Origin of the sequence: Herbaspirillum huttiense, assembly GCF_004367745.1 — a bacterium.
In the GTDB taxonomy this organism is placed as follows: domain Bacteria; phylum Pseudomonadota; class Gammaproteobacteria; order Burkholderiales; family Burkholderiaceae_D; genus Herbaspirillum; species Herbaspirillum huttiense.
On sequence record NZ_CP037993.1, the window covers coordinates 4,628,423 to 4,651,968 of the forward strand.

The window sequence follows — 23,546 nt, forward strand, 5'->3', positions numbered from 1 at the left end:
GGGTTCGATATGAATGAATTTGTAAAACTGGCAACGCACCAGCAAAAGGCAGTTCACCTGACCAGTGTGCAATATGAAGGAAAACCTCGGGCGGCGAGGCGCGAAATCGCCTTGAAATTCATACGTGTGGCTCCACAACAGCAGAGTAATTCACCGCGACCGAGAGCCCTCCGCGCCTGCTGCGATGCCATGCCCCATCCCGGCAATGGCCGGAAATCCCCCGTGGCAGCGGTGCTGCGGCGCGATGCAACGCTGCATATCACGTCAAATCCGGCAGCATTCCCTTACATCTGGCAAGTTTTTTGCTTTGCTAATTCGTTTATACTTCGGTTATGAGTGTAACCGATGACAAAACTACGCCTGCATCTTTTTCGGCCGGGGCTGCCCGCCGTGCCATCGAACTGGCACGCCAGACCCTGCAGATCGAAGCCGATGCCATCCTGGCCCTGAAAGACCGCCTGCGCGACGACAGCGCCGACCCCCTGGCACTTGCCGTGCAGACCTTGCTGCAATGCGAGGGACGCGCGGTGGTCTCGGGGATCGGCAAGTCCGGCCATGTCGGCCGCAAGATCGCCGCCACCCTGGCCTCTACCGGCACCCCCTCGCTGTTCATGCACCCGGCCGAAGCCGCGCACGGCGACCTGGGCATGGTGACGGCGCGCGATGTCTTCATTGCCATTTCCAATTCCGGTGAAACGGCCGAGCTGCTGGCCATCGTGCCCATCGTCAAGCGCATGGGTGCGGTGATCATCGCCATGACCGGCAATGACCAGTCCACCCTGGCCAAGCTGTCCGCCGTCCACCTCAACGTGGGCGTGGCGCAGGAAGCCTGCACCCTCAACCTGGCCCCGACCGCCAGCACCACGGCCACGCTGGCCATGGGCGACGCGCTGGCGGTGTCGCTGCTGGATGCGCGCGGCTTCGTCGAGGAAGATTTTGCGCGCTCCCATCCCGGTGGTGCCCTGGGCCGCCGCCTGCTGACCCACGTGCGCGACGTGATGCGCAGCGGCGAAGCCATTCCCGCCGTGCGCCCGGACGTGTCGCTGTCGGCAGCGCTGATGGAAATCACCCGCAAGGGCATGGCCATGACCGCCGTGGTGGATGAGCAATTCCGCCCGGTCGGCGTCTTCACCGACGGCGACCTGCGCCGCCTGCTGGAGCGTGGCCAGGACTTTTCCAAGTTTTACATCGCCGACGTCATGCATGCCAATCCGCAGACCGTCAACCAGGACCAGCTGGCCGTGGATGCCGTGCAATTGATGGAACAATTCCGCATCAACCAGCTGCTGGTTACCGATGCGGCCGGCGTGCTCACGGGCGCGCTGCACATCCACGATCTCACTCGCGCCAAGGTGATCTGATGAACGCGCCAGCCTTCGCCAGCACCCTGCCCGCTGCCGCGCTCGCCAAGGCGGCAACGATCCGCCTGATGATCTTCGACGTGGATGGCGTGCTCACCGATGGCGGCCTGTTCTACGGCGAGGATGGCGAGGCCTTCAAGCGCTTCAACGCACTCGATGGCCACGGCATCAAGATGATGCAGCAATACGGTACCGCTGCCGCCATCATCACCGCGCGCCAGTCGCCTTATGTGCTGCGCCGTGCGCGCGATCTCGGCATCGCCCATGTATTCCAGGGCATCCACGACAAGCGCCAGGCCTTCGAACAGCTGCTGCAGCAGGTGCAGTTGACGCCACAGGATTGCGGCTACCTGGGCGACGACATCATCGACCTGCCGGTACTGACCCGCGTCGGATTCAAGGCCTGCGTGGCCAACGGCCATCGCGAGGTGAAGTCGCGCAGCGACTACGTGACCCAGGCCAGCGGCGGCCATGGTGCCGTGCGCGAGATCTGCGACCTGGTGCTGGCAGCACAAGGCAACTACGAGGCGGCCCTCGCGCCGTACCTGGCATGAGCGGGCGCAGCGGAGAACGCAACGCCGAGCGCATCCGCCTGGCGGTGATCCTGGTGATCCTGATCGCCGGCGCCCTGGGCAGCTTCTGGGTGATGCAGGCCATGCGGGCCGCCGGCGACCAGCAACCGGCGCAGCGTCCGCGCGGCAAACCCGACTACTACCTGGAAAACTTCAACTACGTGCGCATGGGCCCGACCGGTCTGCCGCGCTATGACGTTGCGGGAACGAAGATGGTGCACTACCCCACGGATGACTCCTTCGAGATCACCAAGCCGGTGGTGCACAACCTGGACCAGAACCAGGCACCGATGGAGCTCTACTCGGATACCGCGCGCGTCACCGACGACCAGACGCAGATCCACATGTACGGCAACGCCAATGCCATCCGCGCGCCCTTCAAGGGCCGCGAGCAGATGCACCTGGTGTCGGAATACCTGCTGCTGTTGCCTGACGATGAAATCGTCAAGACCGACAAGCCGGTGGCCATGACCATGGGCACCACGCGCCTGAACGGCGTGGGCATGGTGGCCAACAATGCGACCCAGGTGGTGCAGCTGTTCGGCAATGTCCGCGGCTATTACGAGCCCACTCCGAAGAAACGCTAAGCCGGATGACTCCGGGATAAAAACGCCAAGAACCGATCAGACAGGAACCCAATGAAACGCTCATTCTTACTGCCGATGCTGATGCTGGCTGCCGTGTGCGGCGTGGCCAACGCCGAGAAGGCGGACTCCACCAAGCCGACCAACATCGAGGCAGACCAGATGGTCTACGATGACGTGCGCCAGGTGAAGACCTTTACCGGCAACGTGGTCATGACCCGCGGCACGCTGATCATCAAGGCCGGCCGCGTGGTATTGACGACCGACCAGTACGGTTATGAAAATGCGGTGCTGTATGCGGCCCCGGGCGCGCTGGCCAACTTCCGCCAGAAGCGTGACGGCGGTCCCAACCTGTGGATCGAAGGCCAGGCCGAGCGCATCGAGTATTCGGAGCAGACCGAAATCTCCAAGCTGTTCCAGCGCGCGCACATCCAGCGCATGGACGGCGATCGCATCACCGATGAAGTCAACGGCGAATTCATCTCCTACGACAGCCGCGCCGAATTCTATTCCGTGAACAACACCGCCACCGGCGAGAGCAAGCCGGGCGCAGGCCGCATCACTGCGGTGATCCAGCCCAAGAATCCGCCGCCGGCAGGCAGCACCGCGCCGGCCACCCCGTCGGCCCAGCCCGCGGGCAAGAACAACGCCGCGCAGCCTGCAACGCGTCGCGACAGCGGAAAGGATCAGTAACGATGGCAGTCAGCTCGCTGGTCGTTCGCGGCCTGAAGAAAAGTTATGGCGCGCGCCAGGTGGTGCGCGATGTCTCGATGGAATTGCGCAGCGGCGAGGTGGTCGGCCTGCTCGGCCCCAATGGGGCCGGCAAGACCACCTCGTTCTACATGATCGTGGGACTGGTGCCTTCCGATGGCGGCGAGATCGACCTCGATGGCGCGTCCATTTCGCGCATGCCGATCCACAAGCGTGCCACCATGGGCTTGTCCTACCTGCCGCAGGAAGCCTCGGTATTCCGCAAGCTGACGGTGGAAGACAATATCCGCGCCGTGCTGGAACTGCGCCGGGAAGAGGGCAAGCCGCTCTCGCGCGATGAAATCGAAGGCCGCCTCAACAACCTGCTGCACGAATTGCAGATCGAGAAGCTGCGCGAAAGCCAGGCGCTGTCGCTCTCGGGCGGTGAACGCCGGCGCGTCGAGATCGCCCGCGCACTGGCCACCGATCCGCGCTTCGTGCTGCTGGATGAACCGTTCGCCGGTATCGACCCGATTGCCGTGATCGAGATCCAGCGCATCGTGCGCTTCCTGAAGGAACGCGGCATCGGCGTGCTGATCACCGACCACAACGTGCGCGAAACGCTGGGCATCTGTGATCGCGCCTACATCATCAACCAGGGCACGGTGCTGGCCAGCGGCAATCCGGAAGAGATCATCGCCAACGAGTCGGTGCGCCGCGTGTATCTGGGCGAGCATTTCCGCATGTAAGCGGTGCAGTCGGCTTGCCCGATACGCTTGAAGAAATACAGAGTGCACATCACGTAATACGCAACAAGCAATACGCAATACGCAACGACCGGCAGAGCAACCAGCGGGCCACGCCGCTTTCAGAAAGACAGATGAAACAGTCGCTCCAGTTACGTACCTCGCAGCACCTCGCATTGACGCCGCAACTGCAGCAGTCGATCAGACTGTTGCAACTGTCGACGCTGGAACTGCACCAGGAACTGGAACAGATCCTCTCCGACAATCCCCTGCTGGAACGCCTCGACGACGCGCTCGACAATTCGGTACGTCTGCTGGCCGATGGCGCGGTCTCCAGTTCGCCCTCCAGCGGCGTTGCGGAAACCAGTCACGAAGGCAGTGGCGAAGCGGCCCCGGCCGCCAGCGATGGCGATTCCAGCTTCGACTACCAGGACAACGCGCCGGAAGCCGGTGTCACGGGGGATGCCGACTGGAGCTTCGACGACGTCGCGCGCAGTGGCAAGTCGCCAGACGATGACGATGCCCGTCCGCAACTCGAAGCGCACGAACTGACCCTGCGCGAACACCTGCTGGAACAGATCCGCGTGACCGCACGCACCCTGCGTGATCGTGCGCTGCTGGAACTGCTCACCGATGCGCTCGACGAGACCGGCTATCTGGAAGAGCCGCTGGAAGACATCCACGCACGCCTGCCCGAAGAGCTGGGCATCGACATGGAAGAGCTGTCGATTTCGCTCAAGCTGCTGCAGAGCCTGGACCCGGCGGGTGTCGGTGCGCGCAGTGCCGGCGAATGCCTGGCCCTGCAGATCCGCCGCCTGCCCAAGATTCCCTTCGTGACGCGCAAGCTGGCGCTGAGGATCGTGGAGGATTACCTGCCGCTGTTTGCACAACGCGATTTCAACAAGATCAAGAAGGCACTGGATTGCGATGACGAAGACCTGCGTGAAGCGCAGGCCGTGATCCGCCAGTGCCGTCCGCATCCGGGTGCGGAATTCGCGCGTGATGCCTCGGACTATGTGGTGCCGGACGTGATTGTCAAGCAGACAAAGAACGGCTGGCAGGTCATGCTCAACCATGAGGTCATGCCCAAGCTGCGCGTCAATGCGATGTATGCCAGTGCATTGAAGCAAGCCAAGGGAGAAGGTTCGCTGTCGTCGCAGTTGCAGGAAGCCAAGTGGCTCATCAAGAACATGCGGCAACGTTTCGATACAATTTTGCGCGTCGCGCAGGCTATTGTGGAACGTCAAAGAAACTTCTTTTCACATGGGGCAGTGGCCATGCGCCCCCTTGTGCTGCGTGAAATTGCTGATACACTGGGTCTACACGAGAGCACCATCTCTCGCGTGACGACTCAGAAATACATGCTCACTCCGCATGGAATGTTTGAGTTGAAATACTTCTTCGGTAGCCATGTCGCGACTGAAACCGGAGGTGAAGCATCCTCCACCGCGATACGGGCGCTGATCAAACAGTTGATAGGAGCCGAGAACCCGCAGACCCCATTATCCGATAGCAAGATTGCGGATATGCTGGCAGAACAAGGCATGGTGGTCGCGCGACGCACAGTCGCCAAATACCGCGAAGTGTTGAAGATTCCGCCGGTCAATCTCCGCAAGTCCCTCTGAGTTTTTCCTCAGTTTTTCTGCAGTACCGTTGCTGTGTTCAGGCAAGCATCCCACTGATGCCCGCGCCATCCGACACGAAGACCGTGCCCGTGGTACAGCTGCAGCAGGATCGATTGCACGAACCTCCAGTGACTTCACGATAGGAGTCTTGTATGAATCTGACCATCAGTGGACACCACCTCGAACTGACCCCCGCCATCCGGGAATACGTGCAAAGCAAGCTCTCGCGTATCAAGCGCCATTTCGACAACGTGATCGACGTCAGCGTGATCCTGAGCGTAGATAAACTCACAGAAAAGGAAAAGCGCCAAAAAGCGGAAATCAACGTCCACATCAAGGGGAAGGATCTACATGCGGAAAGCATCGCACACGACCTCTACGCTGCCATTGACACGCTGATCGACAAGCTCGATCGCCAGGTCATCAAGCACAAGGACAAGTTGCAGGAGCATCACTCCATGGCCAAGCGCCTGCCGGACGAAACGCCGGAGGATGCGGTGGCCGGAGCGGCATAAGCCAGGACACCCTCGGCAAGCTGCCTCGCAGCCGCAAGGCTGCTGAGAACGCCAGCCGAATTTCATGAGGAAGGGGCGCGCAAGCGCCCTTTTTCATTTGCGGCCGCCGAACTGGCCAAGCCTGTGGAAAAGATATAAATCATTGCGTAAAGCAACTTTTCCACCGCCGCTGCTGACGATGATGCAAGGGACGGCTTGAATGTCTTCACGGCGTCCTCATCTTCAACACAAGAATTTGCATACGATATAAATCATTTCCTTGATGCAATTTTTTGCCCGTTCAGACAGGCCACCAGCATGCAGGCGATTTCAACGCGCCCGCCGGCTTTTCCCTATAATGTCGGGCAATCCCATTTTTAAAGGCACAGCCATGAGCGACGTCCAATCCTGGATCAAAGAAACCGTGACCCAAAACCCCGTGGTGCTGTTCATGAAGGGCACTGCACAGTTCCCCCAATGCGGCTTTTCCGGCAAGGCCATCCAGCTGCTGAAGGCCAGCGGTGCCGAGAACATCGTCACCGTCAACGTGCTGGAAAGCCCGGACGTGCGCCAGGGCATCAAGGAATACTCGAACTGGCCGACCATTCCTCAGCTGTACGTGAAGGGTGAATTCGTCGGCGGCTCCGACATCATGACCGAGATGTACGAGTCCGGCGAACTGCAGACCCTGATCAAGGGCTGAGTTTTACTTGCCTGACTGACTCATGAGCAGTTCTTCCAGCCAGCCGCGCCAGCGCCTGATCGTTGCGATCACCGGTGCCACCGGTGCCATCTATGGCGTGCGGCTGCTGGAGCATCTGCGCAAGCATGGCCAGGTGGAAACGCACCTGATGGTGTCCGAAGCTGGCGTGCTCAATCTGCACCAGGAACTGGACATGCGGCGCAAGGATGTGGAAGCGCTGGCCGATGTGGTGCACAACGTGCGCGATGTCGGCGCCTGCATCGCCAGCGGCTCCTTCGCCTCCACCGGCATGGTGGTGGCGCCCTGTTCGATGAAGACCCTGGCCGCCGTAGCGCATGGACTGTCCGACAATCTCATCACCCGCGCTGCGGATGTGGTCCTGAAAGAACGCCGCCGGCTGGTGCTGATGGTGCGCGAGACTCCGTTCAATCTGGCCCATCTGCGCAACATGACATCCGTCACCGAAATGGGCGGCGTGATCTTCCCGCCCCTGCCCGGCTTCTACCAGCGCCCTGCTTCCATGGAAGAGATGGTGGACCACACGCTGGGGCGCGTGCTCGACATGTTCGGGATTTCCATGCAGCTGACGCCGGAGTGGAAGGGCATGAAGGGCGGGACTGAGTGATGCGTTAACCCTTATCACGTTCGGGCAAAGAAAATTGGCCGCAGCTCATCACTGCGGCCATTTCTTCATCTGGCGAATATAAACCGGCTCACCCCCGCCCGATATACGGCATCTTGGTCGCCATCACCGTCATGAACTGCACATTGGCCTCCAGCGGCAGGCTATCCATGTAGAGGATGGCACGGGCCACGTGTTCGGCATCCATGGTCGGCTCGACCTTGGTCGAGCCATCAGCCTGCAGCGTGCCCTTCTTCATGAGCGTAGTCATGTCGGTGGACGCATTGCCGATGTCGATCTGCCCGCAGGCGATGTCATAGGCGCGGCCATCCAGCGAGGTGGCCTTGGTCAGCCCCGTGATGGCGTGCTTGGTGGCGGTATAGGAGGCCGAGAACGGGCGCGGTGCATGCGCCGAGATCGAGCCGTTGTTGATGATGCGCCCGCCGCGCGGCGACTGATCCTTCATGATGCGGAAGGCTTCTTGCGTGCAGAGGAAAACGCCGGTCAGGTTGATGTCCACCGCCGCCTTCCACTGCTCCACGCTCAGTTCTTCCAGCGACACCGGCGGCGCAAAGATGCCGGCATTGTTGAAGAGCATGTCCAGCCGTCCAAAACGCTCGCGGGTCTGGGCGAAGAGCTGCTTCACCGAGGCCGGATCGGTCACGTCGGCCGCCACCACCAGCGCGTTGGCACCATGTTCGCCAGCCAGCTTGACGGTCTCTTCCAGCGCATCCTGGCGGCGTCCGGCCAGGGCCACGCCATAGCCTTCGCGCAGCAGCGCGAGCGTGATCTGCCGGCCAATGCCGGAACCTGCGCCGGTCACCAGCGCGATACGTTTGGGTGCAGCCATCGTGTGTACTCCTCACTCACTGTAGTTCATGGACGATGCGCATCACGGAGCCATAAAAAAACCGCCCGTGATGCACGGGCGGTTTCACTATAACAAACACGGCGTCGGGCCAGATGAGAGATTTTCAATCCGGCTGGCCGCCGTTCATGTATCGCTCCACTTCATACTGAGGACGACAAGGGCTTGTTCGTATCGATACCCAATGTACGCGCCGCTTCTTGCAGCCGCGCACGTTCATCCCCCCACACTTCACACAGGGCCGTATAAGCAATCCAGCGCGCATCGATCTCGAAGAAGTCCCGCAAATTCACCCGCGTATCGCTACGCCCAAACCCGTCCGTGCCCAGCGTCACGTAGGGTGCCGGCACGAAGGCGCGAATGCTCTCGGGCAAGGTGCGGATGTAATCGCTGACCGCAATCACGGGCGCCTCACTGCCCTGCAGTTGCGCGCTCACATAGGGTTGGCCATCGCTGCCCGACAGGCGCTGCGCCCGTTGTGCTGCCACGCCATCCCGCGCCAGTTCGGTATAGCTGGTCACGCTCCACACCTCGGCCTCGATCTGCCAGTGCTGCTGCAGCAGCGCAGCCGCCGTCACGGCTTCCTTGAGGATGGGGCCGGAACCCAGCAGCCGCACTGGCGCCCCGGGCTTGCGGCCGAGACAGTACATGCCGCGCAGGATGCCCTCCTGCACGCCGTCCGGAAGACTGGGCTGGGCCTCGTTCTCGTTGGTGACGGTGATGTAGTAGAAGACGTCATCGCCGCGTTCCATCATGCGCCGCATGCCCTCATCCAGGATCACCGCCAGCTCATAGGCATAGGCCGGATCATAGGACACACAGTTGGGAATCGATGCTGCCGTCACCAGGCTATTGCCGTCCTGGTGCTGCAGCCCCTCGCCGCCCAGGGTCGTGCGGCCCGAGGTGGCACCGATCAGGAAGCCGCGCGCACGCTGGTCCGCCGCCGCCCAGATCAGGTCGCCGATGCGCTGGAAACCGAACATCGAGTAGTAGATGTAGAACGGCAGCATCGGCGTGCCATGCACCGAATACGCGGTGGCTGCAGCCGTCCACGAAGAGATCGCACCCGCCTCCGTGATGCCTTCCTCCAGGATCTGGCCATCCTTGGCCTCGCGATAGTAGAGGATGGAACCGATATCCTCCGGCTCATACAGCTGCCCCTGCGAGGAATAGATGCCGACCTGGCGGAACAGGTTGGCCATGCCGAAGGTGCGCGCCTCATCGGCCACGATGGGCACCACATACTGGCCGAAGTCCTTGTCTTTCAGCAGGTTGCCGAGCTGGCGCACCAGCGCCATGGTGGAGGACATTTCCTTGCCGTCGGCCTCCAGTGCGAACTTGCTGTGCGCCTCCAGCGGCGGCACGGTACGCCGCGCATCGCCCGCATGGCGGCGCGGCAGGTAGCCGCCCAGTGCGGCACGGCGTGCATGCAGGTGCTTCATCTCCGGGCTGTCATCGGCCGGCTTGTAGAAAGCCAGCTCACGGCACTGCTCATCGCTCAGCGGCAGCTTGAATCGGTCACGGAATTGCAGCAGGCTTTCCTCATCGAGCTTCTTCTGCTGGTGCGTGGTCATCTTGCCCTCGCCCGCCGCGCCCATGCCGTAACCCTTCTTGGTCTGCGCCAGGATCACCGTGGGCTGGCCGCGATGGCTGGCCGCAGCCTGGTAGGCCGAGAAGATCTTCTTCATGTCATGGCCGCCACGGCGCAGGCGATTGATTTCCTCATCGGTGAGGGTGGCGCCGATGGCACGCGTGCCCGGGGTCTGGCCGAAGAAATGCTGGCGATTGAACGCGCCATCATTGGCGGCGAAGGTCTGCAATTGCCCGTCCACCGTGCGGTTCAGGGCATCGACCAGTTCACCGTCCTTGTCGCGCGCAAACAGGCCATCCCAGTCCGAGCCCCACAGCAGCTTGATGACGTTCCAGCCGGCACCGGCAAACAGCGTTTCCAGTTCATCGACGATGTGGCCATTGCCGCGCACCGGACCATCGAGCCGCTGCAGGTTGCAGTTGACCACGAAGATCAGATTGTCCAGCTTCTCGCGCGAGGCCAGCGAAAGTGCGGCCAGCGATTCGGGCTCATCCATCTCGCCATCGCCGAACACGCCCCACACCTTGCGTCCCTGATCCTGCAGCAGGCCGCGATGCTCCATGTAGCGCAGGAAGCGCGCCTGGTAGATGGCATTGATGGGACCGATGCCCATGGAGCCGGTCGGGAACTGCCAGAAATGCGGCATCAGCCAGGGATGCGGATAGGACGACAGCCCCTGCCGTCCCACGCGCTTGGCCTCGATCTCGCGGCGATAGTAGGCCAGGTCTTCTTCGCTCAATGCACCTTCAAGAAACGCGCGCGCGTAGATACCCGGCGCGGAGTGCGGCTGGAAGTAGACGACGTCGCCCGCGAACTGCGCATCGCGCGCTCGGAAGAAGTGATTGAAACCGACTTCGAACAGGTCCGCCGCCGAGGCAAAGCTGGCGATGTGTCCGCCCAGCTCACCGTAGGCGCGGTTGGCGCGTACCACCATGGCCAGGGCATTCCAGCGCATGATGCTGGCGATGCGTTCCTCGATGGCCTGCGCGTCCGACCCGCCGGGAAAAGGCGGTTCCTGTTCAGGCCGGATGGTGTTGACGTAGGGCGTATTGCGCGCATCGCGCCAGTTCACGCCCCATTGCTGGGCCGCCGCCGACAGCCGCGAGAGCAGAAAGCGCGCGCGTTCCGGGCCGGCTTCGGCCAGCACGCTCTGCAGCGCTTGCAGCCACTCCTGGGTTTCCTGCGCATCGAGATCGATATCCTTGGGGATATCGCTGTCACTGGGGCGGGACATGTCCACTTCCTGTTCTCCTGTCTGGGCGCGCCGGGTCGCTCGCCTGCAGTCAGCACAAAACGTGCCGGCACTGCAATCGCTGCTATGCAAAGAGACAAAAAGCCGGTAAAACACAGGCCGCGCCATCCGTCTCCCCGCGCCCGACGCCTTTTCGGTCTTGTTGTCGTTGAGGGCTAGCTGTGTGATGGAACCACCGGGTTACGATACGCCGGATGCCCCGGCATGAGTCACTTAAAATTGGAAGTTGCCGTACAATATTCAGCATCCAGTGCTGCGAAACTGAAACTGACAGAATTAAATTTCGATAATGGAACTCGACACCACCGATTTGCGCATCCTGAACATCCTGCAGGAGAACAGTTCGATCAGCAATCTGGAGCTGGCCAGCCGTATCAACCTCTCGCCCTCGCCGACCCTGGCCCGGGTGAAGCGCCTGGAAACCGAAGGCATCATCTCGCGCTATGTGGCGCTGGCCGATCCGCACCTGCTGGGCTTGAAGGTGAACGTGTTCGTCAAGGTGATCCTGGAGCGCCAGGGTGCCGAAGCACTGGCCCAGTTCGAAACGGCCGTGAGTGCCTTCGATGAAGTCATGGAAGTCTACCTGATGACCGGCGACGAGGATTATCTGCTGCGCATCGTGGTGCCGGACCTGCTGACGCTGGAGCACTTCATCGTCGACCACCTGACCAAGATCCCCGGCATCAAGAACATCCGCTCCAGCTTTGCGCTCAAGCAGATCAAGTACAAGACCGCCCTGCCCACGCCCAAGATCAAGACGCGGCGCTGAGCTGGGAGCAAAATCGTGCCTGCGCTGCCATGGCGGAAAAAAGGGCCTTGCGGCCCTTTGTTTGTTTTTACGCCAAGCCGCTGCATGCAGTTCAGTGTGAGCGCCCGCCTTGCGGAGAGCCATCTTCCTGGCGCCGCTGCGGATGCCCGGGCAGACCGGCCAGCGCATCGCGCATCACGTCTGCGGACAACGGTGCCGCGGCCTCGCTGACATCGCACCAGCGCTCCACCATCTCCACCACACACTGCGCATAGTGTTCGCCATCGACCGGCTTGGGCAGGTATTCGGTCGCGCCGGCGGCCAGCGCCTCGCGCTCGCCCTCGGTTTCGTAGGAAGGGAAGACCACCACCGGCGCATCAGCCAGATGCTTGCTGGCACGCAACTCGCGCAGCAGCTGCAGGCCCTCGCCGCATTCCATGTCGGACTCCAGCAGGATCAGGCTGGGCGCAATGTCATCGCCCTGGCGGCGTCCCTGCAGCAGGCAGCGACGCGCCGTGGCCAGGTCAGGACACGCACGGAAGGCGCAATGCAACCCGGCACGCCACAAGGCGAAGCGCGCCAGTTCAGCGGCCTCCTGGCTGGGGTCGATCATGATGATGCTGGGAAAGCTCATGCTGCGGGGGACAGTCCTGTAAGAAGTGCACAAGCCATGGAATGGCTACACCAAACGTTTTACAGGAGTGCTGACCTCGGCGGCATCGGGAAATTCCTGACCGCCGCCAATCTGCTGGCTGACGCGCCGTCAGGATTTCCCCGATCGCCAGCTCCGCACAGGATGGCTACAGTGACAACCTCAATGATCCGCTCCACCCGGATCCGCCCATCTCCGCACCAAGGAAGCCCCCCGCCGATGCTGCCGTTTGCCAAAGTCCGAGTTCCTGTCCCCACTGCCTTGCTGGGCAAGGTCGAGCTGTATGTCAGCAGCTGCACCCGCATCATCACCGGGCGTTCCGATGCCATGCAGGACTGGGCGAGCCTCAACGCCAGTCCGCGCAAGGTACTGGAGTGGTTCGCCACGGCAGCTTTCGCAGCCAGCGGAGAAGCAGCGGCGCTGGCACCCTTCCAGCCGTGCGCTGCGCGCCTGGCCAGCCTGGACCAGCTCAAGCATCGCGTCCGCCCCGCGCTGGCGATCCCGCGCTTCTGGCAGCTCGACGGCAGCAACTATGGCTTCGATGCCAGCCCGCACCTGTCCTATTGGCTCGCTGTGAACGAAGCTTCCTTCGTCCCGCTGCTGGTGCCCACGCACCAGATGGCGCACTTTTCGCGCGCCCTGGTGGCGTGAAGTTTCTTCCCGTTTTTTGAGCGGCCCTATTTCAAGGGCAGGTAGATATCCGTCAGCAGCTCGCCCGGCGGCGTATCGGGCAGCAGGTTGAGGTAGTGGAAGTACAGCGGGAAATCCCGCAGTTCCTCGCCGCTCTCCGGCAGCCACTGGCGATACAGCGGATAGATGCTCTCGCCCAGCCGGTCATGCGCGCCTGCATGCCGTACGCGCGCGCAGCGCCCGCCGGGAATCAGGAAGGCCTCCACGCCTTGCGGATTGTCCGGCACGTCCCCCTCCACCTCGCCGCAGATGCCGAAGCGGAATTGCTCCGGGGGTGTGGTATCGGGATTGTCCCAGGCCAGACCGAAGGTACGGCAGCGCTCCACCGGTGACAGGCCCGTGGCCTTGCGCCAGTCGATGAACTGCCCGACGGTGCCATTGAGCTGATTGACGGGACCGCGATGCGTGAGCATGGCGATGCGGATGGATTCGACGTTGACGATCTCGACTTGCACGTCCACTTTCCTTTCAGGGATGCGGAACACGAAACGCTCGTTCCAGGAGGGCCAGTCGGGTGTGCGCCGGAACTGCGAGGGCGACTGGCCGAAGGCACTCCTGAAAGCGCGCGTAAACGATTCCGGATTTTCGAAACCGGCGTCGAGGGCGATGTCGATGATGCGCCGCTGCGGCTGGAAGGCCAGTTGCAGGCTGGCATGCTTCAGGCGCATCAGCAGGATGTAACGCGCCACCCCGACGCCGGTGAAATCGGCAAATTGCCGCTGGAAATGGAACCGCGAAAAATGCGCGACGGCCGCCAGCTGCTCCATCTCCAGGGGCGTATGGAGATGCGCCTCGATATGGTCGAGCACGCGCTCGAATCGGGCTTGATAGCGGGCCTGGCTGCTGGTTTTGCGGTCGTCGTTCATCGGATCCTCGGTTCACGGGACGTACTGTGCAAGAAAGCGCACCACAAATCCTGACCGAAATTGCGCATCGTCATCAGAACCTCTGGCAGTCTCGATGGCCGTCATGTTAAAACACGGGCTTCGTCGCGTTCCGCCTTTTTATCCGATGCCTTCCGCTCTCCTCTTGATGCTGGCGATCTGCAGCGTCTGGTTGCCCGCTCTGCCCTTGCCTGCTGGCCGATCCCTCCCGCCGTGGCTGCCGCTGCTGGGGCTGGCCCTCGCGCTGGGACTGCATGACGGCCAACTCGATGCCATCGCCGTCGCGGGCATCGTCCTGTTGGGCTACGCTGCCCGGGGCACGACCCATGCGCCACACGCATGGCAACGCCGCAGTCTGCTGGCGTTCACACTGTTGCTCGCGCTGCTGCTGGCCTTGCATCGCTGGCCCGGTTTCCACAATGTGCTGGTGATCCCGTCAGCGGCCATCACTGCGGATGCGCGGCCCTTCATGCTGTTCGCCAATCTCGACAAAGGGAGTGCCGGACTGCTGTTGCTGGCGCTGCTGGCGCCCCGCTGCCATGCGTGGCGGGAATGGCGCGAGAGCATCGCCAGGACGCTGCTGCCGGGCATCGCGACGATCGTGCTGGTGATGGGCGTTGGCTGTTTGACGGGTCTGGTCAAACCGGCACTGAAGTGGCCTGGCTTCACGGTAGAGTTCCTGGCCATCAACCTCCTGTTGACCGTGGTGGCCGAGGAAGCCTTTTTCCGTGGCGTGATCCAGCAGCGTCTGCAGTCCGCCTTGCAGGGGATGCGTGGCGGTAGCGGACTGGCGCTGACGGCGTCGGCACTGCTCTTCGGTGCCGCGCATCTCGGGGGCGGCATGACCTATGCGGCGATTGCCGGTCTGGCCGGCCTCGGCTATGCGTGGGTGTTCCAGCGCAGCGGACGGATCGAGGCACCGATCCTGCTGCATTTCACGCTCAATGCGGTGCACTTCCTCGCGTTCACCTATCCAGCGCTGGCCTGAGTCGCGCTCGCCTCACGGCGCGATCCACTGCCCCTGCCATTGATCCTGCCCGCGCGCGAAGCGGGCGCGGCGATGCTGGTCCGGCGTCAGGTCCAGCCATTCGATGCGCTCCAGCCGCACTTCCACCAGCGCAAAATTCTCGACACCATCGCTGCTGACGTGCGGCTGCACGTGAGCGTCTTCCGGTTGCGCAACAGGCGTGCCGGGGGCATGCGGTGTCTTGTACAGGATCAACGTGTGTGGCCGGGCCCCCGTCCACATGGCGCGCACGCGGGCCGCATCCTGCACCACCTGAGCCACGCCGTTGACGCGCAGTTGCAGATGGCGCTCGAGGTCCACCGCCAGCATGGCCACCCGCCCGTCTGCACGAATCTCGGCCAGTTTGGGAGAGCGCAGATCGGTGTGAAAGCACAGCGACCCGGCAGTCGCATCCGCCTCGCGCAGGACGATGGAACGCAACTGGGGCGTGCCATCCAGGCCCAGCGTGGCCAGTTGCCAGATGGTAAACGGCGAGCGCGTCGGGCTGGCACCGCGACGCAGTTCGTCCCAGATCAGGGAGTGGAGTTCAGGCAAGTTCAGGTGGAAGTTCATGGCGCCATTGTAGGGCCTGGCGCATGCACCGGGCAGGCCCTAGCGTGGCAGCATGGTCGCCCCGGCGAATCAGAATGCGCCGACGTAGTTCTCCGCCAGCGCCGTCGACAGCGCGCGCGAGTTGACCACGTTCTCCAGTTCGGCGCGCTGGATCTGGCGCTGGAAAGGCGAGGCATCGTCGAAGGTATGCAGCATGCTGGTCATCCACCACGAGAAATACTCGGCACGCCAGATGCGCTTCAAGGCTTGCTCGGTGTAGGACGCGAGACCTTCCTCGCTGGCACTGCGATAGAAATCCTCGATGCCCTGGGCCAGGCGTTTCACGTCACCCACCGCCAGGTTCAAACCCTTCGCGCCAGTGGGCGGCACGATGTGCGCGGCATCCCCGGCCAGGAACAGGCGGCCATGCTGCATCGGTGTAGAGACGAAACTGCGCATGCCGATGATGCCCTTCTGGAAGATCTTGCCTTCCTTGACGCGCCAGCCGTCGCCGTTTTCCAGGCGGGTATGGAATTCATTCCAGATGCGGTCGTCGCTCCAGTTGTCCACGCTGTCCTTGGGATCGCACTGGAAGTACATGCGCTGCACAGTTGGCGAACGGGTACTGATGAGCACGAAGCCGCGATCATGCTGGGCATAGATCAGTTCGTCCGAGGACGGCGGCGCTTCCACCAGCACGCCGAACCAGCCGAAGGGATAGATGCGCTGGTAATCCTGGCGGCGGCTTTCCGGAATGGCAGGACGCGAGACGCCATGGAAGCCGTCGCAACCGGCGATGAAATCCGCCTCCAGCGTATGCTGCTCGCCCTCGTGCATGAAGCGCACGCGCGGCTTGCTGGTCTCGACGCCTTCGATGCTGGTGCCGCTCACACCGAACAGCAATTGCCCTTGCGCGGCCAGGCGTGCGGCCACCAGGTCCTTGATCACTTCGTGCTGGGCATAGACGGTGATGGCCTTGCCGGTCAGTTCGGTGAGGTCGATGCGATGGCGGCGGCCACCGAAGGCCAGCTCGATGCCGTGATGCAGCGCGCCTTCGCGCTTCATGCGCTCGCCCACGCCGGTCTCGTTGAGGATGTCCATGGTGCCTTGCTCCAGCACGCCGGCACGGATGGTGGATTCGATGTCTTCGCGGGTGCGGGTTTCCAGCACGACCGATTCGATGCCCTTCAGGTGCAGCAGGTGGGACAGCAACAAACCGGCCGGGCCGGCGCCGATGATGGCGACTTGGGTACGCATGATGGAGGTCTCCGTGTAAAGGTCAGGCACCGTTTTCGTTCCCGGCGCGCAATGGCGCGAGCCCGAAGCGGGTGGCAATTGATCTGTTCTTGTTCTTGGTGTGAGAAGAATCTTAGACGGTGGTGTTCGGATAAAAAATGGATGATCCCGCCAAATACTTGTACTATTTTTACAGAGCACAACCATGCCACCCCCTCGCAACGCACAGGATGGAGACCCTATGCCCTTGCCCCGAAGCAAACCCCGCACCAGCGACGTACCCCAATTCTCCTTGTATGGAGAGGCTTCCCGGCCGGAAGATGCGGAGTCGGTGCACATCGAACTGATCGAGACGCGCAGCCGCGTGCATGACTGGCATATTGCACCGCACACCCATGCCGGACTTTTTCAGGTACTTTTTTTAATGTCCGGACACGTCAGTGCCTTGATGGAGGAAGAGGTCTGGGAAGTCGATGGTCCGGTGGTCATCACCATCCATCCGTCCCTGGTACATGGTTTCGATTTCTCGGAACAGGCTGTGGGATTCGTGCTGACGGTGGATCCGCACGTGGTGTTTTCGGCTGGCGGCAGCGAGGGGCATGGCGAATTGTTTTCGCCCTTGTTCCTGCGCCCGATGGCCATCGAACTGGGGCGCGTACCGGAACTGCGCGAGCGCATGGAGACGCTGCTGCGTCTGTTGATTGCCGAATCGGCCGCACCGCGCACCGGCCACACACTGATGCTGGAATGGCTGGCGCGCAGCGTCATGCTCTTGCTGGTGCGGCTGGAAGCGGATCATCGCTCGGCGGAATTGTCCGGACGCGGCGACTTTGAATTGTTCAGCCGTTTTCGCGCGCTGGTGGAGCAGCATTTCAAGGAGCAGTGGCAGGTGGCGGTCTATGCCGACAAGCTGCGCATCACGCCCAGCCGCCTCAATCGCCTGTGCCTGAAGCTGGCCGGGCATTCGGCCTTCGACCTGGCGCAGCAGCGATTGATCCTGGAGGCTTGCCGCAAGCTGACCTATGTGCCCTCAGGCATCTCGACGATTGCCTATGAACTGGGCTTTCAGGATCCGGCGTATTTCAGCCGGCTCTTCAAGCGGCACATGGGGGTGACGCCCAAGGAATATCGGCGCACGCATGTGGAGGAATAAAACATCTGGGTCTGAGGAACCGCCGGCGCGCCTTCGATACGCGGCTTCGCCGCTACTCAGGTCGAACGGGTTGTGAAACATCGACCCGACAGGGGAGGTGAAAGCAGGTATTCCCTTGTCACACCCTCCCCCCGTTCGGGCTGAGTAGGCCCGCAGGGCCGTATCGAAGCATCACCGGAGTTGGCGCAAAAACAAAAATGACAGCGCCATCTTCGAAACTCAGCCACCCCTCACAGCAGCGCTCCCAGCTCCACCTGGATCTTCAACATGGCCGGCAGGCAGCGTTCCACCATGTCTTCCAGTTTCATGCGGGCCGCATGCACGCTGATGTTCATCGCCGCCACCACCTCGCCACGGAAGTTCCGCACCGGCACGGCCATGGTCCGCAAGCCCAGTTCCAGTTCCTGGTCCACCAGCGCATAACCCTGTGCGCGGGCGCGCGCGATTTCCAGTCCCAATCGTTCGACGTCGGTGATGGTGTGGGCCGTGATGGCCTCCGGCTGGGCGCGCGCCAAGATGGCATCGAGCTGCGCCGGCGGCAGGTTGGCCAGCAGGATGCGGCCATTGGCGGTGCAGTAGGCCGGTACCCGCGTGCCGGGCTGCAAGGTGGTCGACACCAGTTGCCCCGCGCTCACCGCCGCCACGCATACCAGCTGGTCGTGATCGAGCACTCCGCAGGAAGCCGCCTCGCCCAGCGAATAGGCCAGCCGGTACAGCAGCGGCTGCACGATGCGCGGCAGCCGCGCCGAATGCAGGTAGGACTGGCCCAGCCGCAGCACCATGGGGGTGAGCGAGAAGGTCTTGTTGTCGTGCCGCATGTAGCCCAGGTGCGTGAGCGTGATGAGATAGCGGCGCGCGGCGGCGCGGGTCAGGCCCGTCAGTTGCGCCACCTCGGCGATGGTCAGACGCGAGCGCTCCTGATCAAACGCTTCGATCACCTGCAGGCCCTTTTCCAGCCCGGCGACCAGGTCACGCTTGAGGGGGCCGTCTGCGCCCTCTCCTGCTTCCTCGATGTGTTCTAGCTGCATGCTTCCCTGCCCTGTGGATAAAACAAGCTGATGCGCACCGTTTTCCGTTCGCTGCAGAAAATCGGCCATTTGTGCGATTCTCGCACAAAGCGGGCGCAGGGCGGATATGCTGCGCTGCGTTGGCCTTGAGAGCGGGGATCGGCTTGCCTACTATCTGTCCACACCCAAGCACGGCGCGCCATTCGCCCATTCCGGCAGGCAAGGAATCCGAAGAGGACGCCGCATTCACCCCGTCGACCTGAGGAGACCTCATGCAATTCGATGCCATCGAACCCGGTGTCTATCCGGAACTGATCTATCCCCCGTACAAGTCCACCGCCAAGCGCGGCCCCACGCAAGCGCCGCTGCGCGTACGCGACGAGACCGCCACCAACACCAACCTGTTCGCCTCGCCCAAGCTGATCCTGCCGCACGACATGGATCTCACCAAGCAGGGCAAGGGCGAACCGCTGGGCGAGAAGATCGTCGTCACCGGCCGGGTGCTCGATGAAGACGGCAAGCCGGTGCGCAATTCGCTGCTGGAAGTCTGGCAGTGCAATGCCGCCGGCCGCTACTTCCACAAGAAGGACCAGCACGATGCGCCGCTGGACCCAAACTTCACCGGCTTCGGCAAGATGCTCACCGATGACAATGGCCGCTATCGCTTCGTCTCGATCAAGCCGGGTCCGTATCCCTGGGGCAATCACCACAAGGCCTGGCGTCCGGCGCACATTCACTTTTCGCTGTTCGGCAACGTCTATGCGCAGCGCCTGGTGACGCAGATGTACTTCCCCAATGATCCGCTGTTCGCCTATGACCCGATCTTCCAGAGCATCCCTGACGAAGCCGCCCGCCAGCGCCTGATTTCGCGCTTCTCGCTGGAGGAGACGGTGGATGACAAGATGCTGGGCTATGAATTCGACATCGTCCTGCGCGGCCGCAACGCCACGCCCATGGGCATCTGAACACAAGGCAGGAGACCACATGAGCAACATCACCACTTCGCAAACCATCGGCCCCTTCCCGCACGAAGCCTGGGCCTGGGCCGTGGAACTGACTTCGCGCGTGGAGAGCAGCGCGCCGCAGGTCAAGATCAAGGGCGCCATCATCGACGGCGACGGCGTCCCCATCAATGACGCCTGGGCCGAAGCCTGGCTGCCGGGCAGCGCTGCGGCGGAAACTTCACATGCCATTCCCGGATATCGCCGCGTGCCCACCAATGAAGAGGGTGGGTTCACATTTTCGATTTCGCAGCCGCAGGCGCCGGCCGGCAAGCCGGTGGCTTACGTGACCGTGTTTGCGCGCGGCCTGGTCAAGCACCAGTTCACGGCCGTCTTCCTGGAAGATGATCCGGCGCTGGCGCAATCGGCACTGCTGGAGCAGGTCCCGGCTGACCGCCGCCACACCCTGATCGCCCGCAAGCAAGCCGATGGCAGCTACCTGTGGAATATTCACATGCAGGGCGCGAGCGAGACGGTATTCTTCGACTACACCTGAACGCCCGTTACGGCGTGACGCGCTTGGGGATCCGCAGGCTTTGGCCTGCCGGATCCCGTTTGCGTTGATCGCGCCGTGTGGGCAAGCAATGGAGACTTCATGAGCGTTTCGATCTTCGACAGCTTCCTCACCACATCCGACATGATTGCGGTGTTCGACGACCAGGCGGTGGTACAAGCCATGCTGCGTTTCGAGCAAGTCCTGGCCGAGGCCGAAGCCGCCGAGGGCATCATCCCCGAGGCCGCTGCGCGTGCCATCGCCAGCGTATGCCGCGCCCCGCTCTACGACATCAATGCCTTGATCGTCGCCGGCCGCCGTGCCGGTGCACTGGCCATTCCGCTGGTCAAGGAATTGCAGCGCACGGTCGCCCTCTACAGCGAAGAAGCCGCCACCCACGTGCACTGGGGCAGCACCAGCCAGGACGTGCTGGATACGGCCATGGTGCTGGTCACGCGTGAGGCCCTGCGGCTGGTCGATGGCGAACTGGACCAGCTGGCGTATCGCTTGCTGGACCTGTCGCAATCCCATCTCGATACGCCGGTCCTGGCGCGCACGCTGATGCAGCCGGCGCAGGTCACCAGCCTGGGCTTGAAGTTCTGCAACTGGGCCGCGCCGCTGCTGCGCTCGCGTGCGCAACTGCAGGTGCTGTCCGAACGCGCCTTGCAGCTGCAACTGGGCGGCGCAGTAGGCACGCTGGCCGTGCTGGGCGAGAAGGGGCCGGCCGTGGCCGCACGCATGGCTGCTGCGCTCGACTTGATGATACCCGATGCGGCGTGGCATACCCAGCGCGACGAATGGATACGCCTGGGTACCGAGATGGCCGTGCTGGCCGGCAGCCTGGGCAAGATCGCGACCGACCTGTCGCTGATGGCGCAGGGTGAAATCGCCGAGCTGGCCGAGCCTTCCGGCAATGGCCGTGGCGGATCATCGGCGATGCCGCACAAGCGCAACCCGGTGTCGTCTATGATCGCCCTGGCTGCTGCCACCCGTGCGCCGCAACAGGCCGCTGCGCTGCTGGCGGCGATGTCGCAGCAGCACGAACGGGGGCTGGGCAACTGGCAGGCCGAACTGGCCGAATGGCCGGGCTTGTTCCTGGGCGTGCACGGGGCCTTGCGGGCGCTCAATGATGCGTTTGCCGCACTGGTCATCGATGACGCGCGCATGTTGCGCAATATCGATGCGCTGCAGGGATTGGTGTTTGCCGAATCCGCATCAATTGCACTGGCGGGCGTGATCGGCCGTCCGCGTGCGCACAGTCTGCTGGAGCAGCTCACGCGCAAGGCCGTGGCCGATGGCGCGCAACTGGTCGATGTGCTGGTCGATGCCGTACAGGCCGATGCGCAGCTGGGCAAGGAGATCGACCTGGCCATGTTGCGCGGGCTGTTCGATCCGGTGCAGGCGACGCGGCCTGCGCGCCGCATTGCTGAAGGGCAGCTTGAAAATATGCGCACGATGCTGGCGCGCTGAACCACTGATTTCTCCACCATCCTCCACATCACGAGACAAAAGAGAACACCTCATGAGCTACGATCCGCTGGACCATGATTTCGAGCGCGGCATGCGCAATCGCCGCAGTGTGCTGGGCGACCAATGGGTTGACCGTTCGGTGGCCAACGCCACCAATTTCAATGCCGATTTCCAGAACCTGATCACGCGCTTTGCCTGGAATGAAATCTGGGGCCGTCCCGGGCTGGACCACAAGACCCGGCGCATCATCGTGTTGGCCATCACCATTGCGCTGGGACGCTGGGAAGAATTTGAACTGCACGTGCGCGCCGGGCTGACTGCCGATCCGGCTACGCGGTTGACGCCGGATGAGATGAAGGAAGTGATGATTCAGGCTTCGGTTTATGCGGGTGTGCCGGCGGGCAATACGGCGTTCACGCATGCGCAGAAAATCTTGCGTGAAGTAGGCGAGCAGATCGGTTACGCGGTGGTGCCGCAGGCGCCCGCTACCAGCGTGCATCCGGGGGTGGGGCGTGAGGGACGCACTTCTTCTTCACCGGCGTTGCATTACACCTTGCGGGAGCCGCGCAATGGCAAGGCGCCGCGGCATACGGTGGTGTTGTCGCATGCGCTGGGGACCGACCTGATGATGTGGGATGGCCTGGCCAATCTGCTGGCGGCCGATTGTCGGGTGATCACTTACGATCATCGCGGGCATGGCAGTTCCGAGAAGATCGACGGGCTCTACAGCATGGCGGACCTGGCTGATGATGCAGCGCGCTTGTTGCGGGAGCTGGATACCGGGCCGGTGGTGTGGGTGGGCTTGTCCATGGGGGGCATGGTGGGGCAGGAGCTGGCCTTGCGCCATCCGGGGCTGGTGCGGGCACTGGTGCTGGCCAACACTACCTCCGCCTATCCGGAGGCGGCGCGCGAGGTTTGGCAGCAGCGCATTGCTACCGTGCGGGATCAAGGGATCGAGGTGATTGCGGATGCGGTCATGGGGCGGTATTTCCATGAGGGGTTCCGTTCGGCTCAGGCGGCTACCGTGGCGCGCTATCGTCATCGGCTGGTCACTACCGATGCGGTGGGATATGTGGGGTGCTGTCATGCTGTCGGGACTGTCGATACTTCTTCCCGGTTGGGGGCCATTCTTGTCCCTACGCTGGTGATCGCAGGGGAGCTGGATCAGGGGACGCCGGTTGCCATGGCTCAGGCCCTTGTTGACGGTCTTGCTGATGCTCGCTTGGAAATCATTGCCGAGGCGTCTCACGTTAGTGCTGTTGAGCAGCCTGTTGTGTTTGCTGAGCTTGTTTCTGGGTTTATTGGCGGGCTTTGATGATTTTGGGTTCGAGGCGTAGTCTGCACGGATTGCTTTCCTGCGCTCTAGCTTAATTATTTTCTCTCTCCGGTCGGAAGGACGCGCCGGGGGCGGCCCGGCAGCCGCTCACTTTTCTTGTCTCGCCAAGAAAAGTAAGCAAAAGAAGGCGACCGCAACTCCGCCGCCCTCCTTCGGAGGGTCCCCGCTTCAGTAACCAATAAAACGGGAAAAATAAAGTCGCTTCGCTCC

Annotated in this window: 26 protein-coding genes; 18 read left to right on the forward strand and 8 right to left on the reverse strand. The window is 62.6% G+C overall.

Features of this window, described 5'->3' with window-relative positions:
* Positions 1 to 9: 9 nt before the first annotated feature.
* The 8 genes from E2K99_RS20645 to hpf all read left to right on the forward strand — a co-directional run bounded on the left by E2K99_RS20645 (position 10) and on the right by hpf (position 6,093).
* Positions 10 to 336 (forward strand): hypothetical protein, encoded by a 327-nt coding sequence (locus tag E2K99_RS20645; RefSeq protein ID WP_134223403.1) that lies wholly within the window; start codon positions 10 to 12, stop codon positions 334 to 336.
* Positions 333 to 1,361: a KpsF/GutQ family sugar-phosphate isomerase gene (locus E2K99_RS20650; RefSeq protein WP_039784050.1), complete on the forward strand. Its 1,029-nt coding sequence runs from the start codon at positions 333 to 335 to the stop codon at positions 1,359 to 1,361. Before E2K99_RS20645 ends, E2K99_RS20650 begins: the two co-directional genes overlap by 4 nt.
* A complete protein-coding gene (locus E2K99_RS20655; protein ID WP_034331440.1) occupies positions 1,361 to 1,915 on the forward strand; it encodes a KdsC family phosphatase in 555 nt (184 codons plus the stop codon). The genes E2K99_RS20650 and E2K99_RS20655 overlap by 1 nt, the downstream gene beginning before the upstream one ends.
* Complete coding sequence (gene lptC, locus E2K99_RS20660) at positions 1,912 to 2,520, forward strand: LPS export ABC transporter periplasmic protein LptC (protein ID WP_134223404.1); 609 nt, start codon at positions 1,912 to 1,914, stop codon at positions 2,518 to 2,520. Before E2K99_RS20655 ends, lptC begins: the two co-directional genes overlap by 4 nt.
* A 51-nt stretch (positions 2,521 to 2,571) precedes the next feature.
* Positions 2,572 to 3,210, forward strand: a complete 639-nt coding sequence (gene lptA, locus E2K99_RS20665; protein WP_034331445.1) for a lipopolysaccharide transport periplasmic protein LptA — start codon at positions 2,572 to 2,574, stop codon at positions 3,208 to 3,210.
* A 2-nt stretch (positions 3,211 to 3,212) separates the two neighbouring features.
* A complete protein-coding gene (gene lptB / locus E2K99_RS20670; protein ID WP_134223405.1) occupies positions 3,213 to 3,956 on the forward strand; it encodes an LPS export ABC transporter ATP-binding protein in 744 nt (247 codons plus the stop codon).
* 131 nt (positions 3,957 to 4,087) lie between these two features.
* Positions 4,088 to 5,578: an RNA polymerase factor sigma-54 gene (locus tag E2K99_RS20675; RefSeq protein WP_134223406.1), complete on the forward strand. Its 1,491-nt coding sequence runs from the start codon at positions 4,088 to 4,090 to the stop codon at positions 5,576 to 5,578.
* A 152-nt stretch (positions 5,579 to 5,730) separates the two neighbouring features.
* On the forward strand, positions 5,731 to 6,093 hold the full coding sequence (gene hpf, locus E2K99_RS20680; RefSeq protein WP_034331451.1) for a ribosome hibernation-promoting factor, HPF/YfiA family: 363 nt from the start codon (positions 5,731 to 5,733) through the stop codon (positions 6,091 to 6,093).
* Positions 6,094 to 6,155: 62 nt separating this feature from the next.
* Here hpf and E2K99_RS25610 read toward each other — a convergent pair whose 3' ends face one another.
* Positions 6,156 to 6,302, reverse strand: coding sequence for a hypothetical protein (locus E2K99_RS25610; RefSeq protein ID WP_157845661.1), 147 nt, complete (start codon positions 6,300 to 6,302; stop codon positions 6,156 to 6,158).
* Positions 6,303 to 6,463: 161 nt separating this feature from the next.
* On the opposite strand from E2K99_RS25610, the gene grxD reads away from it, so the two are divergent.
* Both grxD and E2K99_RS20690 read left to right on the forward strand, forming a co-directional pair.
* Complete coding sequence (gene grxD, locus E2K99_RS20685; protein WP_039784040.1) at positions 6,464 to 6,775, forward strand: Grx4 family monothiol glutaredoxin; 312 nt, start codon at positions 6,464 to 6,466, stop codon at positions 6,773 to 6,775.
* 22 nt (positions 6,776 to 6,797) lie between these two features.
* On the forward strand, positions 6,798 to 7,400 hold the full coding sequence (locus E2K99_RS20690) for a UbiX family flavin prenyltransferase (RefSeq protein WP_034331455.1): 603 nt from the start codon (positions 6,798 to 6,800) through the stop codon (positions 7,398 to 7,400).
* 88 nt (positions 7,401 to 7,488) lie between these two features.
* Here the strand turns inward: E2K99_RS20690 and E2K99_RS20695 are convergent, their stop codons facing one another.
* Together E2K99_RS20695 and mdeB are read right to left on the reverse strand one after the other, a co-directional pair.
* Positions 7,489 to 8,247 (reverse strand): SDR family oxidoreductase, encoded by a 759-nt coding sequence (locus E2K99_RS20695; RefSeq protein WP_039784036.1) that lies wholly within the window; start codon positions 8,245 to 8,247, stop codon positions 7,489 to 7,491.
* Between the two features lie 161 nt (positions 8,248 to 8,408).
* Positions 8,409 to 11,090: an alpha-ketoglutarate dehydrogenase gene (gene mdeB / locus E2K99_RS20700; RefSeq protein ID WP_134223407.1), complete on the reverse strand. Its 2,682-nt coding sequence runs from the start codon at positions 11,088 to 11,090 to the stop codon at positions 8,409 to 8,411.
* Between the two features lie 307 nt (positions 11,091 to 11,397).
* Here mdeB and E2K99_RS20705 point away from each other — a divergent pair, with 307 nt between their 5' ends.
* Positions 11,398 to 11,877, forward strand: a complete 480-nt coding sequence (locus E2K99_RS20705) for an Lrp/AsnC family transcriptional regulator (protein WP_006461679.1) — start codon at positions 11,398 to 11,400, stop codon at positions 11,875 to 11,877.
* Between the two features lie 91 nt (positions 11,878 to 11,968).
* Here E2K99_RS20705 and E2K99_RS20710 read toward each other — a convergent pair whose 3' ends face one another.
* Entirely contained in the window at positions 11,969 to 12,490 is a 522-nt protein-coding gene (locus E2K99_RS20710) for a response regulator (protein WP_039784031.1), read from the reverse strand.
* Positions 12,491 to 12,727: 237 nt separating this feature from the next.
* On the opposite strand from E2K99_RS20710, the gene E2K99_RS20715 reads away from it, so the two are divergent.
* A complete protein-coding gene (locus E2K99_RS20715) occupies positions 12,728 to 13,159 on the forward strand; it encodes a hypothetical protein (protein WP_134223408.1) in 432 nt (143 codons plus the stop codon).
* Positions 13,160 to 13,185: 26 nt separating this feature from the next.
* Here E2K99_RS20715 and E2K99_RS20720 read toward each other — a convergent pair whose 3' ends face one another.
* Complete coding sequence (locus E2K99_RS20720) at positions 13,186 to 14,064, reverse strand: AraC family transcriptional regulator (RefSeq protein ID WP_134223409.1); 879 nt, start codon at positions 14,062 to 14,064, stop codon at positions 13,186 to 13,188.
* Positions 14,065 to 14,158: 94 nt separating this feature from the next.
* Here E2K99_RS20720 and E2K99_RS20725 point away from each other — a divergent pair, with 94 nt between their 5' ends.
* Positions 14,159 to 15,070: a CPBP family intramembrane glutamic endopeptidase gene (locus tag E2K99_RS20725; protein WP_134223410.1), complete on the forward strand. Its 912-nt coding sequence runs from the start codon at positions 14,159 to 14,161 to the stop codon at positions 15,068 to 15,070.
* A 12-nt stretch (positions 15,071 to 15,082) separates the two neighbouring features.
* Here the strand turns inward: E2K99_RS20725 and E2K99_RS20730 are convergent, their stop codons facing one another.
* Both E2K99_RS20730 and E2K99_RS20735 read right to left on the reverse strand, forming a co-directional pair.
* Positions 15,083 to 15,661 carry a pyridoxamine 5'-phosphate oxidase family protein gene (locus E2K99_RS20730; RefSeq protein WP_240733777.1) on the reverse strand — a complete coding sequence of 193 codons (579 nt, stop codon included), beginning with the start codon at positions 15,659 to 15,661 and terminating at the stop codon, positions 15,083 to 15,085.
* A gap of 69 nt (positions 15,662 to 15,730) precedes the next feature.
* Entirely contained in the window at positions 15,731 to 16,897 is a 1,167-nt protein-coding gene (locus E2K99_RS20735; protein WP_134223411.1) for a 4-hydroxybenzoate 3-monooxygenase, read from the reverse strand.
* A 220-nt stretch (positions 16,898 to 17,117) separates the two neighbouring features.
* Between E2K99_RS20735 and E2K99_RS20740 the strand changes: the two genes are divergently transcribed.
* Positions 17,118 to 18,029 carry a helix-turn-helix domain-containing protein gene (locus E2K99_RS20740; protein ID WP_134223412.1) on the forward strand — a complete coding sequence of 304 codons (912 nt, stop codon included), beginning with the start codon at positions 17,118 to 17,120 and terminating at the stop codon, positions 18,027 to 18,029.
* Positions 18,030 to 18,259: 230 nt separating this feature from the next.
* Here the strand turns inward: E2K99_RS20740 and E2K99_RS20745 are convergent, their stop codons facing one another.
* A complete protein-coding gene (locus E2K99_RS20745) occupies positions 18,260 to 19,057 on the reverse strand; it encodes an IclR family transcriptional regulator domain-containing protein (protein WP_134223413.1) in 798 nt (265 codons plus the stop codon).
* A 251-nt stretch (positions 19,058 to 19,308) separates the two neighbouring features.
* Here E2K99_RS20745 and pcaH point away from each other — a divergent pair, with 251 nt between their 5' ends.
* From pcaH to pcaCD, 4 genes are all read left to right on the forward strand, one after another.
* Entirely contained in the window at positions 19,309 to 20,001 is a 693-nt protein-coding gene (gene pcaH / locus E2K99_RS20750; RefSeq protein ID WP_134223414.1) for a protocatechuate 3,4-dioxygenase subunit beta, read from the forward strand.
* Between the two features lie 19 nt (positions 20,002 to 20,020).
* A complete protein-coding gene (locus tag E2K99_RS20755) occupies positions 20,021 to 20,533 on the forward strand; it encodes a peptidase associated/transthyretin-like domain-containing protein (protein ID WP_034336162.1) in 513 nt (170 codons plus the stop codon).
* Positions 20,534 to 20,632: 99 nt separating this feature from the next.
* Positions 20,633 to 22,000 carry a 3-carboxy-cis,cis-muconate cycloisomerase gene (pcaB, locus tag E2K99_RS20760; protein WP_134223415.1) on the forward strand — a complete coding sequence of 456 codons (1,368 nt, stop codon included), beginning with the start codon at positions 20,633 to 20,635 and terminating at the stop codon, positions 21,998 to 22,000.
* Positions 22,001 to 22,052: 52 nt separating this feature from the next.
* The gene (pcaCD, locus tag E2K99_RS20765; protein ID WP_134223416.1) at positions 22,053 to 23,315 is read left to right on the forward strand and encodes a bifunctional 4-carboxymuconolactone decarboxylase/3-oxoadipate enol-lactonase PcaCD; all 1,263 of its coding nucleotides are present in this window, start codon (positions 22,053 to 22,055) and stop codon (positions 23,313 to 23,315) included.
* The last annotated feature ends 231 nt before the right edge of the window (positions 23,316 to 23,546 follow it).

Bases quoted from the DNA above. Each gene is read 5' to 3' on its own strand.
- E2K99_RS20645 (WP_134223403.1), top strand. From the start codon at position 10: ATGAATGAATTTGTAAAACTGGCAACGCACCAGCAAAAGGCAGTTCAC.
- E2K99_RS20650 (WP_039784050.1), top strand. From the start codon at position 333: ATGAGTGTAACCGATGACAAAACTACGCCTGCATCTTTTTCGGCCGGG.
- E2K99_RS20655 (WP_034331440.1), top strand. From the start codon at position 1,361: ATGAACGCGCCAGCCTTCGCCAGCACCCTGCCCGCTGCCGCGCTCGCC.
- lptC (WP_134223404.1), top strand. From the start codon at position 1,912: ATGAGCGGGCGCAGCGGAGAACGCAACGCCGAGCGCATCCGCCTGGCG.
- lptA (WP_034331445.1), top strand. From the start codon at position 2,572: ATGAAACGCTCATTCTTACTGCCGATGCTGATGCTGGCTGCCGTGTGC.
- lptB (WP_134223405.1), top strand. From the start codon at position 3,213: ATGGCAGTCAGCTCGCTGGTCGTTCGCGGCCTGAAGAAAAGTTATGGC.
- E2K99_RS20675 (WP_134223406.1), top strand. From the start codon at position 4,088: ATGAAACAGTCGCTCCAGTTACGTACCTCGCAGCACCTCGCATTGACG.
- hpf (WP_034331451.1), top strand. From the start codon at position 5,731: ATGAATCTGACCATCAGTGGACACCACCTCGAACTGACCCCCGCCATC.
- grxD (WP_039784040.1), top strand. From the start codon at position 6,464: ATGAGCGACGTCCAATCCTGGATCAAAGAAACCGTGACCCAAAACCCC.
- E2K99_RS20690 (WP_034331455.1), top strand. From the start codon at position 6,798: ATGAGCAGTTCTTCCAGCCAGCCGCGCCAGCGCCTGATCGTTGCGATC.
- E2K99_RS20695 (WP_039784036.1), bottom strand. From the start codon at position 8,247: ATGGCTGCACCCAAACGTATCGCGCTGGTGACCGGCGCAGGTTCCGGC.
- mdeB (WP_134223407.1), bottom strand. From the start codon at position 11,090: ATGTCCCGCCCCAGTGACAGCGATATCCCCAAGGATATCGATCTCGAT.
- E2K99_RS20705 (WP_006461679.1), top strand. From the start codon at position 11,398: ATGGAACTCGACACCACCGATTTGCGCATCCTGAACATCCTGCAGGAG.
- E2K99_RS20710 (WP_039784031.1), bottom strand. From the start codon at position 12,490: ATGAGCTTTCCCAGCATCATCATGATCGACCCCAGCCAGGAGGCCGCT.
- E2K99_RS20715 (WP_134223408.1), top strand. From the start codon at position 12,728: ATGCTGCCGTTTGCCAAAGTCCGAGTTCCTGTCCCCACTGCCTTGCTG.
- E2K99_RS20720 (WP_134223409.1), bottom strand. From the start codon at position 14,064: ATGAACGACGACCGCAAAACCAGCAGCCAGGCCCGCTATCAAGCCCGA.
- E2K99_RS20725 (WP_134223410.1), top strand. From the start codon at position 14,159: ATGGCCGTCATGTTAAAACACGGGCTTCGTCGCGTTCCGCCTTTTTAT.
- E2K99_RS20730 (WP_240733777.1), bottom strand. From the start codon at position 15,661: ATGAACTTCCACCTGAACTTGCCTGAACTCCACTCCCTGATCTGGGAC.
- E2K99_RS20735 (WP_134223411.1), bottom strand. From the start codon at position 16,897: ATGCGTACCCAAGTCGCCATCATCGGCGCCGGCCCGGCCGGTTTGTTG.
- E2K99_RS20740 (WP_134223412.1), top strand. From the start codon at position 17,118: ATGCCCTTGCCCCGAAGCAAACCCCGCACCAGCGACGTACCCCAATTC.
- E2K99_RS20745 (WP_134223413.1), bottom strand. From the start codon at position 19,057: ATGCAGCTAGAACACATCGAGGAAGCAGGAGAGGGCGCAGACGGCCCC.
- pcaH (WP_134223414.1), top strand. From the start codon at position 19,309: ATGCAATTCGATGCCATCGAACCCGGTGTCTATCCGGAACTGATCTAT.
- E2K99_RS20755 (WP_034336162.1), top strand. From the start codon at position 20,021: ATGAGCAACATCACCACTTCGCAAACCATCGGCCCCTTCCCGCACGAA.
- pcaB (WP_134223415.1), top strand. From the start codon at position 20,633: ATGAGCGTTTCGATCTTCGACAGCTTCCTCACCACATCCGACATGATT.
- pcaCD (WP_134223416.1), top strand. From the start codon at position 22,053: ATGAGCTACGATCCGCTGGACCATGATTTCGAGCGCGGCATGCGCAAT.